Raw genomic sequence first — 16,150 nt, 5'->3', positions numbered from 1 at the left:
CCTGATACTGACCGCCGTGGTCAGGAGCGTTTCTTATCGGTTAGTCCTCAATTCCAGCATGACCCCAATGTCATAGACGCCAGAAACGACTTTGCTTTGGTTGGGCGTACATGGACTCCAACGCCTGCTGAAAAGATCGAACTCTATAAAGCAGCTATGGGGCAGAAGCCCGAGATCGCTTAACTGAGCATTCGGTTCGAAGGTTGGGCGTTGCGTAGCCGTTTGCTAGTCGCGCTCCCAGACCTCAGTAGTCATATTCGCATAATGTATATTATGTTAAATTATATGTAAGCCAGTCAAATGCACACATCGGTCTATTCGAAATCCCCTTTCACTGCTGACCTACCGCGAAATCGCTCGCTGCAGTCCAAGTGCAATCAGCCCGGCACCTGCCACACCGTTTACTCCACGCTCGATACGCAGATAAAAAGCCCGCAACGCCTGCGTACCAAACACTTGAGTAATCGCTAGATGCCAGGTCAATGAGAGCGCTGCCACCAGTGCAACGGTAACTAGGTAAAACCAGAACGGCGCTTCGACCGGAAACACCACGGCAAATGCGCTGGTCCAGAATGCCGCGCCTTTGGGATTGGTCACTCCAGTCAGCAAGCCGGTGCGGTATGCCGCCAATCGACTTCCGTTGCCTACGGTCGATTGCTTATTCACGTTGCGTTTTGCCGCTGGGGTAAAAGCCGACGCCAACAACCGTGCGCCGTACCAGATCAGATAACCCGCGCCCATCAGGCTTAACGCCGACGCCAACCAAGGATGCTGGGCCAATAGCGTCGCCACGCCCGCCAGCGCCACTAGCACCCAGAAGATCGAGCCCGTGGTTAAACCGAACACCACGTAACGCGCTTCACGACGCCGGCCTTCCATGGCCAGCTGGCTGAGGATAAAGAAGTTGGGACCTGGGCTGGCCAGAACGGCCAGGTAGATACCGCTGATCAATAGAAGTAACGACAGGTAGGTCATGGTGCTGGAGCCAGAGTCCGCTTGCGATGGGTTCGACTGTGAGCGGCCAGGTTTTTCAGTGTCAAGGCATCGCTCAGGAAAAGCCAGAATCGGCCCGCTTTCGATCCCAGATATCCACAATATCTGTGCATAAGTCTGTGCATAGCACGCTACATGTAGCGTTTCCCGGAGCCTGAGTTGGGAGCGCTCAAATAGCGATCAATCTTCGCTAACTCATTGTATTTCCAGATAAAGGCACCCTCCTCTCGGTTTCGCCGAGCCTGAATGCTCAGCCAGGTCCACCGTGAACAACAGATAGAGGTGACAGCGCTGCGTTGCCAGTCCTTGCAAGGAAGACGTCGCTGGCTAACCAGCAGCAGGTTGTCATTTGACAACTCGTATTGTCATTCACATACTGGCGATGCATGGATGACACGCTCCGCCCATCCCAAGAAAGAAATCGAATATGCCTTGAAGTACGCCGAATCGCAGGGTTGGCGAGTGCTGCAAGGCGGCAGTCACTGTTGGGGAAAAATCTATTGCCCCTACAACGACGCGGAATGCCGGTGCGGGGAATTCTGTATCAGCGGCATCTGGAGCACGCCGAAAAGCCCGGGCAATTTTGCCAGCGCGATACGCCGTGTCGTGGACAACTGCACCACCCACCAGCACGCGCAGCACGCCGAGGCAAAAGCGAACCAAACAGAGCAATAACGATGGAATACATCTTTACCCTGAAGTACCAACTCAACCCCATTGAACAGGATATGGATGCCCTCATCGAACGCCTGGGCGCAGCCGGCTGTGACGATGCGCTGATTGGTATAGGTCAGCCGGGCCGACTGGCCCTGGAATTCACCCGCGAAGCCGCTAGTGCCGAAGAGGCGCTGACCAGCGCCCTGGCCGATGTACATAACGCGCTGCCCACTGCGGCGCTGATTGAAGCGACCCCCGATCTGGTGGGTTTGACCGATGTTGCCGAGCTGATGGGCATGTCGCGGCAGAATATGCGCAAGCTGATGCTCGCCAATGCCGCCAGCTTCCCGCCGCCCATTCATGAGGGCACCACCTCGATCTGGCACCTGGCGGAAATACTCGCCTGGATGCAAACCCGCGCCGCTTACACCTTGGCACCGGATCTGGTGGCGATTTCCAACATTGCCATGCGCGTTAACGTCGACAAAGAACAGCAACGTCTGGCCGATCGGCAAGCTGTCGAAGTCTCTTGAGGCTCACGGCAGTCAACTGCGCACTTGCGCCGAGGCACCTCAGCGCATTGGTAAAGGTGCCATAGGCCCCGGAACCCTTGGCATGCATGCGCCGCTCGGGAATCAACTCGCGATCAAATGCGCGAGCTTTTCGATAAACCACACATCCTGCCTCAGCGCCGGGCCACGCGGCCCAGCCGTCTGGGTGTTCCGATTGTCTGCGACCGGGGCACCGAAGGCGGTAGTGAGTTTGTTCATGCGGCATTCCTGACGTGCTGACCGAGGTATTCGGCGGTGGAAATCACCGGCGCATAGCCGAAACTCAGGGCCGCCATAAAGGCTGCATGCACATGGGCGGCCGGCACTTTGACCCCATCGAACTCCAGATCCAAGGTGGCGCAGGCGTCATGCAGCACCGTGGTGCGGTAGCCGAAATCGACGGCGGCGCGGGTGATGCCGTGCACGCACATATGAGTCATGTTGCCGACCACAATCAGCTCGTCCACGCCCTGGGCGTCGAGAATCGGCTTGAGCTCGGTTTCGCGGAACGAGTTGATAAAGTGCTTGAGCACCACCGGCTCTTCCGGCTGGTTGATCACGCTGGGATGCAGCTGGGCACCCTCACTGTGGGGGCGGAAAAACGGCGCATCGGCGCTGGTGAATTCGTGGCGGATATGCACCACCAGATCACCGCTGTCGCGAAACGCGGCAATCACCTGGGCGGCCTTGGCTGCGGCCGCTTCGACCTTGCTCAGGGTCCACAGGCCACCGGGGAAATAGTCATTCTGGATGTCGACCACGATCAGTGCTTTTTTACCGCTCATAGCGATGTTCCTTTCGTTGGCACCCAGCAGTATTTGCCGGGCAAATGAGGGCTTAGCTGCGCAGAAAGGCCAGCAGGTCGGCGTTGAGTTTGTCTTTGTGGGTGTCGGTGATGCCGTGGGGCGCACCGGGGTAGATCAGCAGCTTGGCGTCGCGTACCAGCTCGGCCGAGGCACGGGCTGCGGCGTCCACCGGGACGATCTGGTCGTCGTCGCCGTGCAGGATCAGCGTGGGCACATCGAACTTCTTCAAGTCTTCGCGGAAGTCGGTTTCCGAGAACGCCTTGATACAGTCATAGGCGTTCTTGTGACCGGCCATCATGCCCTGCATCCAGAAGGCGTCGATCACCCCCTGGGAAGGTTTGGTGCCCGGACGGTTGTAGCCAAAGAACGGGCCGCTGGCGATGTCCTTGTACAGCTGCGAACGGTCGGCGATGGAACCGGCGCGAATGCCATCGAACACCGAGATCGGCAGGCCGCCGGGGTTGCTATCGGTCTTCAGCATCAGTGGCGGCACCGCGGAAATCAGTCCGGCCTTGGCTACCCGTGCGGTGCCATGCCGGCCTATATAGCGCGCCACCTCGCCGCCACCCGTGGAGAAACCGAACAGCGCTGCATCGCGCACATCCAGGTGGTCCAGCAGTTGCGCCAGATCGTCGGCGTAGGTGTTCATCTCGTTGCCGTCCCACGGCTGGCTGGAACGCCCGTGGCCACGGCGGTCATGGGCGATCACCCGGAAGCCATTGGCGGCCAGGAAGAACATCTGCGATTCCCAACTGTCGGCGTTCAGCGGCCAGCCGTGGCTTAACACCACTACCGGGCCACTGCCCCAATCCTTGTAATAAATCTCGGTGCCGTCGCGTGTTGTGATGGTGCCCATGTGCGGTCTCTCCAAGGTCGTGTTGACAGTCCTGATGGCCGTCACCCTCAACGGCGCCACCGGCAAAGCCGGGGCTGATGGGTTGGAACACGACGTTAGCGAGAGCGAAGCAAAGGGTCCTGTAGAAAACCTGAAGAAAGCTGATTTTTATGATTAGCTAAGCAGCGCCGTTGTAGGACATCGTGCATCTGTCCTGGGCTGTCAGGTTGTGTGCGTGGTACGCCGTTCCCTTTCACGAGTCAGCCCTGCGCGAGGATGCGCGATGAACTCCCCTACTTCTGCGGGTCTGCTGCGCTTCGGCAACTGTGAAGTGCTCCCCGGCAAACGCTTGCTGCGTATCCAGGGCCAGGCCGTGGAACTGCCTGGCCGTGCCTTCGACGTCTTGTTGGCTTTGCTGGAAGCCAACGGCCAGGTGGTCAGCAAGGATGAATTGATGCAGGCCGTCTGGCCGGGACGCATCGTCGAAGAAAACACCCTGGAGGCGCAGATATCGCTGCTGCGCAAAGCGCTGGGGGCCGAGCGCAGCGCGGTGCGTACCGTATCCGGACGCGGCTATCAGTTTGCCCCTCAGAGCGAGGTGCCACCCCCGCGGGAGCATCTGTTTATTCCTGCCAGTGTGTCGCGTTTGATCGGCCGCGAAAGCGCCCTCGCCGACCTCGAAGAAAGCATTTATCAGCAACGTCTGGTCACCCTGATCGGCCCCGGCGGCATCGGTAAAACCCGCCTGGCGCTGGAGTGCGCGCGTAATCTCGGCGCGACCTTTACCGACCGCATATGCCTGGCCGACCTGGCGCCGCTGTCCACCGATGAATTCCTGGTGCCCACCATCGCCGCAGCACTGGGGCTGGCACCGGCCAGCGGCAGTGCCAGCCTGGAGCAGATTGCCGCCAGCCTGATCGGCCACCGCATTCTGCTGGTTTTGGATAACTGCGAGCACCTGATCGAAGCCGCCGCCCGCGCCGTGGAAACCCTGCTGGTGTGCAACCGCAGTCTGCAGATAGTCGCCACCAGCCGCGAAGCCTTGCGTATCGAAGGCGAATACCTGTTTCGTGTCGCCGCCCTGGAAGTGCCCGCCGCCGACGCCGACCCGCAAGTGATGCGCGCCGCCAGTGCAGTCCGGTTGTTCGAAGCGCGCCTGGAACACGGCCACTCCCTGCTTGACGGCGTGCCCCAGGCCGTCGAACTGAAAGCGCGCGTGTGCCGCCGCCTCGACGGTATTCCTCTGGCCATTGAACTGGCCGCCGCGCAGGTGACCAGCCTGGGCCTGCGGGTGGTGGTCGAGCGGCTGGAAAACCAGCTGGATCTGCTTGCCGGCGGCAACCGCTCGGCCCTGCCCCGTCAGCAAACCCTGCGCGCCACCCTGGACTGGAGCTACACCCTGCTGAGCGACAACGACCGCACCCTGCTACGCCGCGTTGGCGTATTTGCCGGCGCGTTCGGCCTGGAGGCAGCGCTGGCCGTGGGGGTGTCGCAAGCGTTAAGCGCCGATGCGGTGGTTAAGAGCATCGCCAGCCTGGTGGGCAAATCCCTGCTGGCCCTGCAGCACGATCCCAGCAGCCTGAAGTACCGGTTGCTGGAAGTGACCCGCAGCTACGCCAACGAAAAACTCCGCGACTGTGGCGAAACCGCCGCCACCCGCCGCCTGCACGCCCTGTATTTGCTGGAAGCATTTTCCAGCGCCGCACCGCTTTGGGAGCTGGGCGCTTCGCCCCGCGGCGTGCTCTGCGAGGAGCTTCAGGAAGACCTGCGCGAGGCGCTGCGCTGGACCCTCGATGAACAACGCGACACGGTGCTGGGCATCGACCTCACCATCGCCTCCCTGTCCTTCTGGCTGCAGCGCTCGCAAGTGAATGAATGCCTGCTCAGCGTCAACCGTGCCCTCGCCCATCTGGCCAGTCCGGAACTGTTTGAACGCAAGGTGATGAAGCTCAACGCCGTACGTGGCAAGGCGCTGCTTTATACCGGCGCTACCGAGGAAACCCGCGCGGCGTTTTGCAACACCCTGAGCATCGCCCAACGGCTTGCCGACCACGACCACCAGGCGCTGGCGATCTGGGGATTGTGGGCGCACGGCTATCTGAACGGCCCGTACCGGCAGAATCTGCAGATCGCCGAAGACTTTCTGCAGCACGCCGAGCAGCACCCCAGCGCCGGCGATCAGTGGGTCGCGCAGCGTATGATCGCCCTCTCGCAGCTGTGCCTGGGTCGCCTGCAGGAAGCCCGCGCCGGCCTGCATGATGTACTGCGCGCCTACCCGGACGACCTGCGCCAACGGCATATCCTGCGTTATGCCTACGACCAGAAGGCCGTCGCCCTCTGCGCACTGGCGTACACCCTGTGGCTGCAGGGCTATCCCGACCAGGCCAACAAAGCCCTGAAAGAAGCCGAACAGCAGGCCGCCGCCACCGGACACCTGGCCAGCCGCTGGCATGTACTGACCATGAGCACCTGCCCCATCGCTCTTCTTACCGGGGGCGTAGCGGCGCTGGCCTGGCCCAGCCAACGTCTGCTGGCAGCCCGTAGCTGGCATCAACTGGGCCCTCATTCGATTGGTGCCGGACAGTTCTGGGGTGGCGAATTCTGGAGTGGCCTGTACCAACTCTGGCAAGGCGACTCACTGGCCTACGACAACGTGATCAGCCCGGCCCTGGAACGCCTCGGCCGCGTGCGCCATGCCTCTTATCTGGCACCCTACACCTCGGCGCTCTGCAGTTTGTTGGCCCAACGCGAGCGCCCGGCCGAAGCGCTGCGCCTGATCGAAATCGCCATCGCCCACGCCCGCCAGGCCGATGACCAATCCGCACTGCCGGAGTTGCTGCGTTGCCATGGCGAGCTGCTGCTCAACAGTGCTAGCGCCGAGGGCGAAGCCTTGCTGCTCCAGGCCCGGCAAATTGCCCAGCAACACCAGATGAAATCCTGGGAACTGCGCGTCACCACCAGCCTGGCCAGACTGTGGCACAAGCAGGGGCAAGCGGCTCGCGCGGCAACGGAACTCAATGCGCTGCTCGACACCTTTTGCGAAGGCTTCGACAGCGCCGACTTCGAGGCGGCCCGGCATGTGCTCAAATCCTTGGCCTAGGCCGTGCATAGTCATGGACAAGGCCGCAGTGCTTCAGTAACGTCCGCCCCCGGCCATGGACGCCAGCCACTGAAAAGGACTTTTCGATGCCCTACCTCGCCGCCCCCGTCGTGTTTTACCCTGCCCCGGCCGCTCACCTATGAGCGAGAGCAAAAACCCGGCAACGAACCCGATCCACCTGCACAACCCTCGCCCCGCCAGACGCTTCAATCTGTTGATGCTGATCCTGCAGGGCCTGCTCAGCTTCAGCGGTTTTGTCTTCGCCGGTGCCCTGCTTGGCGTCATGCTGCGCGGTTGGCTGCCGGGCTATATGGCTGTGGTCCTGGCTGTGGTGTTTGGTTTTTTTGCCGTGGTCATTCATGAAGGCGGGCACTGGCTGGGTGCCACCCTGGGCGGCATGCGCGTGCTGTTTGTGCGGGCCTTTGCTGTGGAATTGCAGCTGCTGCGCCAAGGCATGCGTTTTCGGCCGATGCGCCGCCGCAAAGGCCAGGGCTTCGATGGCTATGTGCTGGCCGTCGACCCGCCCGATAGACCGTGGCGTCGCGCTCGTCTGTGGTTTATCGCCATGGGGCCGCTGATGAATCTGCTGACGGCCGTGCTGTGCTTGCCGCTGGCGCTACTCACGGTAACTACCTTTCCACCATTCGCCGCCTGCATCCTGGCGTTTGCCGCGATCAACCTGGCCATGGGCCTGGCCAACCTGGTGCCGACCATTCGCCAGATGCAAAGCGACGGTGCCCAACTACTGGCCTGGTGGCGCAGACCGGACGAGCAAGGTCCGAATTTTGCCTACGCCCGCCTATTGGCGCTCAGCACGTCCGGCGTAGCAGCCGCAGACCTGCCGGTTGCCGACCTGCAGCAATTGGATCGCCAGCCGATGCCGGCACCCTTGATCAGCCTGTCCTTTCGCCTCGATGCGCTGCAGGCGGCCGGCGACTGGGAAGCTGCGGTTGCCCTGGGCGCTGAGCTGGAACGCCTGGTCAACGCCCACCCAAATGTGCGGCAGCTCGCCCCCAGTGTGGTGGCTACCGTACGCGCCGAAGTGGCATTCTGCCGGGCGATCTGGCAACGCAACGCCAGCGATCTGAATGCCGCGCTGCTGTTAAACCGCGACCTCGATTGGTATGCCCCGACCCTCTCGCACAACTATCGCGCCTTGCGGGCCGCCTTGAAGGGCCAGCGCGATGGCGTTGAACACGCGCTGGGCCAGGCCGAACGAATCGCCGAAAACTCGCGTATTCAATCCACTTTTGCATTGCAAAAGGCCTTGGCCGGGCATATCCGAGCCGTGCTCTGACTCCGCCCACTTCCCCCCTCCTGCGCTACTCACTGACAGAGCCATGAAGCAGATCGCCCAGACACTGACCCAAGAAGAAGCCCTGAAACTCAAGATCAGGATCGAAAGCGCCGGCATCCCGGTCGTCATCAGCGGTGCCGGCTCCAGCCATCTTTTGCGCACCGGCATGGTATCGACCTAAGTGGCCATCGACTCGCAATACGACGACGCGCAAATTGCCCTGGATAAACCCGGACATATCGCCGAGAACCCGGTCGACGTCGAAGCCTTTCATCGTGCGGTGCGGCAAACCAGCCTGGTGCCGAAGTTTCTAAGCGACATCAACTACCCTGCGCTATTCACTTATCTCGGCATTCTTGGTTTCGCCCTTTTTCTGATCCGTGCCTTGGTCAAGGGCTGACAGATTGTGGCGAGTGGAGATGGGTAGCCATCCCAATGCATAACCCCGCATTACCCTTCAAGGAAGAACCCGTGAAAGCCCTGGACCTACTGAGATGCGCCCTCGTCAGCCTGCTATTCGCCCTGATTGCGCCGGCCCTGACCATGCAAGTGTCCGGCCCCGAAGAAGGCGATGTGGTCATCGACATGTCTGCCATTTCAGCCGAACAGCTTGAAAACGCCACACAGGAAGAGCTTCAAACCATGCTCGCAACCGTCCCGTCGAAAGAAATAGAAAGCTCTGAGGAAAGCTTTCTCTACCCCTTTACCCATCCGCAAATCTGGTACTTCTACCTGACGGCAGTGGCGCATATCCTCCCGTTTATCTTCCTGGCAGCTGTATCCGCATCCTTTTTAAACAGGAAGTCCGCCAAATGAAGAACGAGCAAAACAGCAACGAAGGCGACGGTTTTACCGCCCTATGCTGCGCATTTCTGGCTGCCGTAATTGTTCTGGCGGTGCAGTGGTGTGTCGGAGCGGTGGCGTGGCTGTATGTACTGATAGCCGCGGCTTTCGGCTTTTATCTGGGGCTGCGCTATGGGCAGCGGGCAGTGGATTTTCTGAAGGATATATTTAGTTGGGCGTAGTACGGGGCAAGGGGCAATTCCTTTTACCCAACAGACCAAATCAGGTGGCGCGCCGGCTAGCTCGCCATTGGCTATAGGCATAAACAACCGCGTCGCGACGCTCCTTGTGGCTGCCCCACAACGGCGCATTTTTAAGCTTGCGGATCTGAACCACCCCCCTTTTCCGAGGCAAACGCGGCGCTCCTTACGCACATGCTAGAAACACGGACAGCTTGCATCGAAACAGCGACTTCGTCGACGAGATGCTCCGTACGTACCTGTAGTGGTAAGCAGTCACCAACACCTGCACTGCCTACCAAGTTCAGGACCACCCGATCCCCGTGCCTTACGAACCGTGCGGGTGGAATTTGACGGTGTGCCCAATTGCTGCCGGCCACAACGAGCTGCTATCGGCCAGGAGTGTGTAAAAACGCTCATCCAAAATTGAAGCGCGCGGGTCTACGCGAAATCCGAAATTTATCGGTAGGTCCGCGGCTATGGATTTAGCGTAGAAACGCATTTTTAGGCCCGACTTTTGGTCTTTTGCTACCCTTGAAAAGGTTTTTCACAGGCTCGGCCGGGACGGCCTGTCGCCAGTGGCACCAATCGGCCAGAAGCACATGATCGCCCGCCAGACTGAGCAGATCATCATAGAAGTCGTGGTGCCGAACTGCGCCGCGGCGACTACAGTCTGGATACAAATAGCGTTGGCCTGATAGCCCAGACCTGACCCGATGTCACAATGCCTATGCCTTTGTGTTGGTCGTGAGCGAACTCACCTGCTGCAAGCAGATCACGGACGCCGATTGACATGGAGGTACGCATGGCCCTTTCATCAAGCCATTCGCGGGCTGGCCCACATTGCCGCTTCACACATTGCCGCTTCACACATTGCACGTTGATGGTCGCTATCACCAACGCGGTGATGCTGCTTACACCAGCCCAAACATGGGCCGCTTGCGGCCCACTGGCCGCCGGTACCTATAACACCACCCAGAGCTGCACCCCGACCAGTGGCGTTGACGCCACCCTGTCTACCCAAGCCCCGACGAGCATTACCACGACGGCCGGCTCGTCGATTCTGAGCCGCGCTGCCAGCGCTAACACCACCATTTCCCTGAGCGGTACCAGCGTTACCAGCACACCGGTCACCGCTGTCAGTGCCGTATTGGCCCAGATAACCGGGGCCGGCACGGGCAATGCGGCGATCAGCCTGCTCAGCGGTGCCAACTCGGTGACGGTGTCCGGCTCGGTGCAGGACGCCATCGGCGTGAGCAACGCCAACAGCGGCACCTCGACGGTAACGGTGAATGCCGGCAGCACGCTGGATATCCGCAGCACCGTGGTCGGCACCGAGCACGACGGTATCGATATCAGCGGCACGGGAGGCGGTGCGATCAACCTGCAACATAACGGCAGCGGCCTGATCACCACCTTTGGCGGTAATGGCGTCTGGCTCAAGGCCACCGGCCTTGGCGGCATCACGGCACAGGTAGGCAGCGGTGTCAGCTTTGTGGTCGATACCAGCGACCCGCTCTCCGTCGGCACGCCCATTGTCGATGACACCGACCCCACCGCCGGTGCCGGAAACCACGCGGGCATCCATACCCGCGCGGTAAACGGCAATACCAGCGTCGTCTCAGCTGCCACCATCCGCGGCACCGGGGTCAACGCCAACGGCATCATGACCGAGGGCGGCGCGGGCGATACCCAGGTGTTTAACAGCGGCAGCATCACCACCGATGGGTTGAACGGCTTTGGCATCCGCGCGTTCTCTACCACCGGCAGCATCGCGGTGGTGAATGACGGCGCGATTACCACCACGGGTGGAGGCGCCCACGGAATTTATGCGAACGACAACGTGGGTGCGCTTGGCACCATCAACATCGAAAACAACGGTGCCATCGAAGTGGGCAACGCCGCGCTGACGACCGGCTCGCGGGCCATCTATGTGATCAAGCGTGGCACCGGCGACGTCGGCATCACGGGCAGCGGCGACCTCACCGTGCACGGCGGGCTAAGCACCACCCGCGCCCAAGGCATTCTTGTCAGTATCGAGGGCGGTAACGCGGCCATCAATTACAGCGGCGATATTTCCGCCAGTGGTGCCGGTGCCGGCGGCATACGGGTAGATTCCATTCTCGGCAACGTAGCGGTCGATTACAGCGGCAATCGCATCGAAACCTTCAATGGCAACGGCAATGCCATCTACGCCAGCAACCAGTCGGCGACCAGCACGGTGCGGGTCACCGCTGCCGGCACGCTGATTACCCATTCCGATGCGGGCGGCGGCGATGGCAGTGGCATCGGTTCGTTCGGCATTCAGGCGCTGAGCGGCGGTGGCGATGTGGCCATCACCTACACCGGCCCGCTGATTGACGTGAACGGCCAGGGCGCGGCCATTCTCGGTGGCACGGCGTTTAACGCGGGCACCGGGGTGGGCAGTGTGACCATCAACAACGGCGGCACGCTGCTGGCCCGTGGCAATCAACAACGGGGCATCCGCACCTTGACTACCACTGGCCAGCAGCTCGTCGTTAACCGGGGCACCATCGAAACCCGCGGTGCGACCAACAGCCAAGGCATTCTGGCGGAGGCCAACGGGGCGGCCGATCTGCTGGTGAGTAACACCGGCAATATCTCCAGCCGTGGCACCGCCTCGTCCGCCATCGACGCGCTGACCGTGGGTGGCAGCGTTGAAGTGGTCAACAGTGCAGCGCTCAGCGGCGGTTGGGATACCAGCACAGGGGTGTCGTTGGCGGGGCTGAGCCAGGTGCTGAACAACACCGGCTCGATTGTCGCCCTGAGCGATAACGCCGTGCGCGCCGATGCCAATGGCAGCAGCGGCACGGCAACGCTGAACAATGGCGGGCAGATCCTCGGCAGCATCACCGCCACCGCCTCTGCCACCACCCTGATCAATCAGGGCAGCTGGACCCTGCGCAACTTCGCCGACAGCACAGGGAGCGGCACACGGGACATTTGGGGCATCGCTGTGAGTAACCTGGGCACAGCCGGCAGCAACCGCATCGACAACAGCGGCCTGCTAAGCCTGGCCGCGCAGCCCGCTTCAGGCATCACCACGTTCGACACCACGGGCGTCTACCTGCCCCTGGGGCAAACCGCTAACACGCCGCAGCTCGGCGGCCCGGTGCAGGCGCAGCTGCTGGGTGCAAACCAATTCACCAACAGCGGCGTCATCGACCTCACCGGCGGCGGCCGGGCGGTCGGCAACGTGCTGGTGATTGGCGGTGGGCAAACGGCCGGGGTCGATGGCGGCGGCGTGTTTGTTTCCAACGGCGGCAGCCTGATCCTGAATACCGAGCTTAACGAAGGCGACGCCAATAGCCGCTCGGACATGCTGGTGGTGGACGCCACGCAAACCGGCAGCGGCGGCGCTACGCGGTTGACGGTGCGCAACGTTGGCGGCCTCGGTGCCCTGACCAAGGGCAACGGCATTGCCGTGGTGGACCTGCTCAACGGTTCGGCTGCCGCCAGCGCAGTCGATGCGTTCTCCCTGGGCAACCGCGTGGTAGCCGGTCCTTACGAATATCGCCTGGCGCGCGGCGCGGAAGATGGCAGCACGACCGACACCTGGTTTCTGCGCTCCGACCTGATAGACGACGACCCCACCCCCAACTACCGCCCGGAAGTGTCGTTGTACGGCGCGCTGCCGGCGCTGACCCTGCTGTATGGGCGGGCCATGGTCGACACCTTGCACGAGCGGGTCGGCGAAGAACGGCTGAACCCGGATGCGCCGCGGCCCGCCGAGGACGAGAAAACTTACGGCCCCTCGCTCGGCTGGGGCCGGGTGATTTACCGCAGCGGCAAACAGCAAGCCGACCGCCAGCGCGCCGGCGGCGACAGCCCCGAATACAACTACGACCTGACCGCCTTTCAACTGGGTGCCGACCTGTACCGCAAAACCAGCACCGACGGCAGCCATCAGCAAGCCGGGCTGTCCATTGCTACCGGCACTATGGACGCTGGCGTCAAGCACTACACCGGTAACAATGCGGGCGATGACACCGTGCGCGGCTACAGCCTCGGTGGATACTGGACCTGGTTCGACACCGACGGCTGGTACCTGGACGCCGTGCTGCAACTCAACCATTTCGATATCAAAGCCAGGCCCAACCAGCTGTCGAACTTCGAAACCAATGGCTGGGGCTACACCGCCTCCCTGGAAAGCGGCTATCCGTTTGAAGCCGACAAAGACCTGTATATCGAGCCGCAAGCGCAACTGATCTACAGCTACGTCGACCTCGACGACAGCCACGACGATGGCGCTCGGGTGCGCTTCAACGATGTCGAATCACTGATCGGTCGACTGGGAGTACGCATCGCCAAGGACTGGTTCGACCAGGAGCCCGACAAACCCCTGCGCCGCACCACCGGCTGGATTCGCCCCAGCGTCTGGCATGAGTTCAAAGGCGAACCGAAAACCGAGTTCTCCTCGGAGACCGGCTACATTCCGTTCAACTCGAGCGTGCAAGGCACCACCGGCGAAGTGAACCTGGGCATCGACTACCAGGCCGACGCGCGCACCACCTTTACCGCGTCGGCGGGCTACCAGCAGAGCTTCGATGGTGATTCCCATGGGTACGACGTCATGGTCGGATTCAAGATGCTTTTTTGAACCCTACGTTTTCCGAACGCCCCGGCTACGACCAACGCGTCCGCGCTACTGTGCGGGAATTGGTGCAGCGGCATTTCCTCGAAGACCTGCCCGCTGCTCTTCAGTGGCGCTTGCAATCACCAGGTTACGGTCGTTGATTTGATCAAAGCACCCCAGAGCTGGAACGTTGTGGCGCACTTGCTGCGCAAAGACCAATAACGCTAGAGCATGCGTTTGAGCACCGTGTCACGCAGATAAAAGTGATGCCACAACGCGGCAGCGATATGCACACCGATGACGTAGTAGAACGCTGTGCCGACGAAGACATGGGCCGCTTCCACGCTGTGCGCCAACGGCTTGTTCAGCGCAAAGGGCGACGCGATAGTCAGGCCGCCCAATGGAATACCGCCGCGCTCAAGCAGAACAATCGCCAGGCCCATCAGCGGCTGGATCAGCAAGAAGCCGTAGAGCGCCAGGTGGGTCAGACGCGATGCCAGCTGCACCATCGGCTTGAGCGGCGGGTGCACAAGGGGTGCCGGGCTTCGCAAGCGGGCCAGCAGCCTGGGCAACACCAGCGCCAACACCACCAGCCCGACCCAGAAATGCCCTTGGACAAATAGCGTCTTCAGCGCGCTGCCCTTGGGAAACCAGCCGCGGCCCTCAATCAGCAGGTAAGCAAGAATCACCAACCCGGCCATCAGCCAATGCAGGTAGCGGGAGGTTCGACCATAGCGAGCGAAAACAGCGTGACGCGCATTATGGGGTGTGGGCGCTGTGACAGTTGAACGGATGAGATCGGCCATATGCCCCTCTACTCGTTAGGCCACCGAAGTGGCGCTGTGGGTTCAGAGGCAGTATCGCGAGCCTGGCTTAATGAAGTCTGAAGCAAACACAAGGGTGGCAAATGACCGCGCGCCTCAGCCGTTCCTGGGAATCGACAAGGTGGCGAGCAGCCCGCCCTCGGGGTGGTTCTGCAGTTCAATGCCGCCGCCCAGGCGCTTGGCGATCATTTCCACAATCGATAGCCCCAGACCTGCGCCATTGGGGTTGTCGCGGCTATAGAAGCGCTCGAAAAGGCGTTCGATTTTTGCTTCGTCAATGCCCGCCCCCCGGTCTCGAACACTCAGAAGGAACTGGGCGTTTCCAGCCTCTTTGAGTTGCACGGTGACTTCGCCGCCCGCCGGCGAGAAGTTGGCGGCGTTGGTCACCAGATTCTGCAAGGCAATGCCAATGGCCTGTGCGTCGCTGGTTGTCTGGTACTCCCCCGCCGCTACATCCAGGGACAGCTCCAGCCCTCGGTCCAGGAGCAACGGTGTCAGGTCGGCCAGGGTCTCGCGCACCACGCTCTGGATATCGACTACCTGCCAGTCTTTGCGCGCCGTTTCCGGCTCGACCCTGGCCATGGTCAATAGCTGATTGACCACTCGGGTCAAGCGGTCCACGCCACCCAGCAGAAACTGCAACGCTTGCTCGCGTGACGCATCGTTTTGCGCTTCCAGGGCGTTCTGCACATGAATACGCAGAATCGCCAGCGGCGTACGCATTTCGTGAGCGGCATCGCCAATAAAACGCCGTTCGCGCTGTAGCAAGTGGCCGATCTGCGACAGCAGCCGGTTCAGCGCCGCCTGCATCGGTTCCAGTTCCCTGGGCAAGGGTGTCAGCAGCAAGGGTTCCAGGGACTCAGCGTGCCGGGCACGAATCACCTGAGCCATATTCTGCAAGGGTTTCAGCCCCCAACCGATGGCTAACCAGACCAGCACGGCCAGCACCACGATACCGATCAGATTGGGAATCAGCGTGTGCCGCACGATGCGGTTCACCAGGTCCTGCCGGACATCGTCCCGCTCGCCCACCCAGATGCGCAGGCCATGTCGTTCGTCAGGCAGCAGAAAGCCATGCCAGCCCGAACCGGCAATGCTGACTTCGGCAAACCCGGGGCTGCTGGGGGGTTGTTCAAACAGCGGAGCACTGGCCGAGCGGACCAGGCTTTTACCCTGCAGATCCCATACTTGAAAGGCCATTTTGCCTTCGTAGGGGTGCCCGATCTTGTGCCGCCCAGCCTGACTCAGGGCGTTGTTGAACGCCTCGAACAGTTGCTGGCGCTGCTCAGCAGGCAGTGGCATCTGCACCACGCCCTGCAACAACCTGGCGCTTTGCGCCAGCTGGGCGTCATAGATCTCGGCAATCTCATGGCTGCTGTCGTGGAAGTTGTAAATGCTGATGGTCAGCGTGCCCAGGATCAGCAAAGCCAACACCAACCACAGCGTGCGATGGCGCAACGACGTCATT

15 protein-coding genes and 2 pseudogenes are annotated in these 16,150 nt (G+C 61.4%); 11 read left to right on the top strand and 6 right to left on the bottom strand.

Features of this window, described 5'->3' with window-relative positions:
* Window positions 1-342: 342 nt before the first annotated feature.
* Complete coding sequence (locus ACVW0Y_RS06110) at window positions 343-975, bottom strand: LysE family transporter (RefSeq protein WP_457436762.1); 633 nt, start codon at window positions 973-975, stop codon at window positions 343-345.
* Between the two features lie 408 nt (window positions 976-1,383).
* Between ACVW0Y_RS06110 and ACVW0Y_RS06105 the strand changes: the two genes are divergently transcribed.
* Together ACVW0Y_RS06105 and ACVW0Y_RS06100 are read left to right on the top strand one after the other, a co-directional pair.
* Entirely contained in the window at window positions 1,384-1,668 is a 285-nt protein-coding gene (locus ACVW0Y_RS06105) for a hypothetical protein (RefSeq protein WP_457436776.1), read from the top strand.
* 2 nt (window positions 1,669-1,670) lie between these two features.
* Complete coding sequence (locus ACVW0Y_RS06100) at window positions 1,671-2,183, top strand: helix-turn-helix transcriptional regulator (RefSeq protein WP_457436760.1); 513 nt, start codon at window positions 1,671-1,673, stop codon at window positions 2,181-2,183.
* On the opposite strand, the pseudogene ACVW0Y_RS06095 reads toward ACVW0Y_RS06100, so the two are convergent.
* The 3 genes and pseudogenes from ACVW0Y_RS06095 to ACVW0Y_RS06085 all read right to left on the bottom strand — a co-directional run bounded on the left by ACVW0Y_RS06095 (window position 2,125) and on the right by ACVW0Y_RS06085 (window position 3,863).
* Window positions 2,125-2,420: pseudogene (locus ACVW0Y_RS06095) on the bottom strand (catalase). The gene ACVW0Y_RS06100 and the pseudogene ACVW0Y_RS06095 overlap by 59 nt on opposite strands.
* Complete coding sequence (locus tag ACVW0Y_RS06090; RefSeq protein WP_457436758.1) at window positions 2,417-2,986, bottom strand: cysteine hydrolase family protein; 570 nt, start codon at window positions 2,984-2,986, stop codon at window positions 2,417-2,419. Before ACVW0Y_RS06090 ends, ACVW0Y_RS06095 begins: the two are co-directional and overlap by 4 nt.
* A 52-nt stretch (window positions 2,987-3,038) precedes the next feature.
* The gene (locus ACVW0Y_RS06085) at window positions 3,039-3,863 is read right to left on the bottom strand and encodes an alpha/beta fold hydrolase (protein WP_457436756.1); all 825 of its coding nucleotides are present in this window, start codon (window positions 3,861-3,863) and stop codon (window positions 3,039-3,041) included.
* A gap of 34 nt (window positions 3,864-3,897) precedes the next feature.
* On the opposite strand from ACVW0Y_RS06085, the gene ACVW0Y_RS06080 reads away from it, so the two are divergent.
* From ACVW0Y_RS06080 to ACVW0Y_RS06040, 9 genes and pseudogenes are all read left to right on the top strand, one after another.
* Window positions 3,898-4,020: a hypothetical protein gene (locus tag ACVW0Y_RS06080; protein ID WP_457436754.1), complete on the top strand. Its 123-nt coding sequence runs from the start codon at window positions 3,898-3,900 to the stop codon at window positions 4,018-4,020.
* A gap of 105 nt (window positions 4,021-4,125) precedes the next feature.
* Window positions 4,126-6,942, top strand: a complete 2,817-nt coding sequence (locus tag ACVW0Y_RS06075) for an ATP-binding protein (RefSeq protein WP_457436752.1) — start codon at window positions 4,126-4,128, stop codon at window positions 6,940-6,942.
* A 139-nt stretch (window positions 6,943-7,081) separates the two neighbouring features.
* Window positions 7,082-8,239, top strand: a complete 1,158-nt coding sequence (locus ACVW0Y_RS06070) for a M50 family metallopeptidase (protein ID WP_457436750.1) — start codon at window positions 7,082-7,084, stop codon at window positions 8,237-8,239.
* Window positions 8,240-8,282: 43 nt separating this feature from the next.
* A complete protein-coding gene (locus tag ACVW0Y_RS06065) occupies window positions 8,283-8,420 on the top strand; it encodes a hypothetical protein (protein WP_457436748.1) in 138 nt (45 codons plus the stop codon).
* A complete protein-coding gene (locus ACVW0Y_RS06060) occupies window positions 8,421-8,639 on the top strand; it encodes a hypothetical protein (protein ID WP_457436747.1) in 219 nt (72 codons plus the stop codon).
* Between the two features lie 71 nt (window positions 8,640-8,710).
* The gene (locus tag ACVW0Y_RS06055; protein WP_457436745.1) at window positions 8,711-9,055 is read left to right on the top strand and encodes a hypothetical protein; all 345 of its coding nucleotides are present in this window, start codon (window positions 8,711-8,713) and stop codon (window positions 9,053-9,055) included.
* The gene (locus ACVW0Y_RS06050) at window positions 9,052-9,264 is read left to right on the top strand and encodes a hypothetical protein (protein ID WP_457436744.1); all 213 of its coding nucleotides are present in this window, start codon (window positions 9,052-9,054) and stop codon (window positions 9,262-9,264) included. The genes ACVW0Y_RS06055 and ACVW0Y_RS06050 overlap by 4 nt, the downstream gene beginning before the upstream one ends.
* A gap of 880 nt (window positions 9,265-10,144) precedes the next feature.
* Window positions 10,145-13,882: an autotransporter outer membrane beta-barrel domain-containing protein gene (locus tag ACVW0Y_RS06045; RefSeq protein WP_457436742.1), complete on the top strand. Its 3,738-nt coding sequence runs from the start codon at window positions 10,145-10,147 to the stop codon at window positions 13,880-13,882.
* An 8-nt stretch (window positions 13,883-13,890) separates the two neighbouring features.
* Window positions 13,891-13,977 (top strand): annotated as a pseudogene (locus tag ACVW0Y_RS06040) (GNAT family N-acetyltransferase); the annotation flags it as partial.
* Window positions 13,978-14,082: 105 nt separating this feature from the next.
* Here ACVW0Y_RS06040 and ACVW0Y_RS06035 read toward each other — a convergent pair.
* Both ACVW0Y_RS06035 and ACVW0Y_RS06030 read right to left on the bottom strand, forming a co-directional pair.
* Window positions 14,083-14,664, bottom strand: a complete 582-nt coding sequence (locus ACVW0Y_RS06035; protein WP_457436741.1) for a cytochrome b — start codon at window positions 14,662-14,664, stop codon at window positions 14,083-14,085.
* 114 nt (window positions 14,665-14,778) lie between these two features.
* Window positions 14,779-16,149, bottom strand: a complete 1,371-nt coding sequence (locus ACVW0Y_RS06030) for an ATP-binding protein (RefSeq protein WP_457436739.1) — start codon at window positions 16,147-16,149, stop codon at window positions 14,779-14,781.
* Window position 16,150: the final 1 nt, after the last annotated feature.

Source organism: Pseudomonas sp. TE3786 (assembly GCF_054057335.1).
The sequence above is the reverse complement of the archived record's forward strand: the minus strand, read 5'-3'. Positions and strand labels throughout refer to the sequence as shown.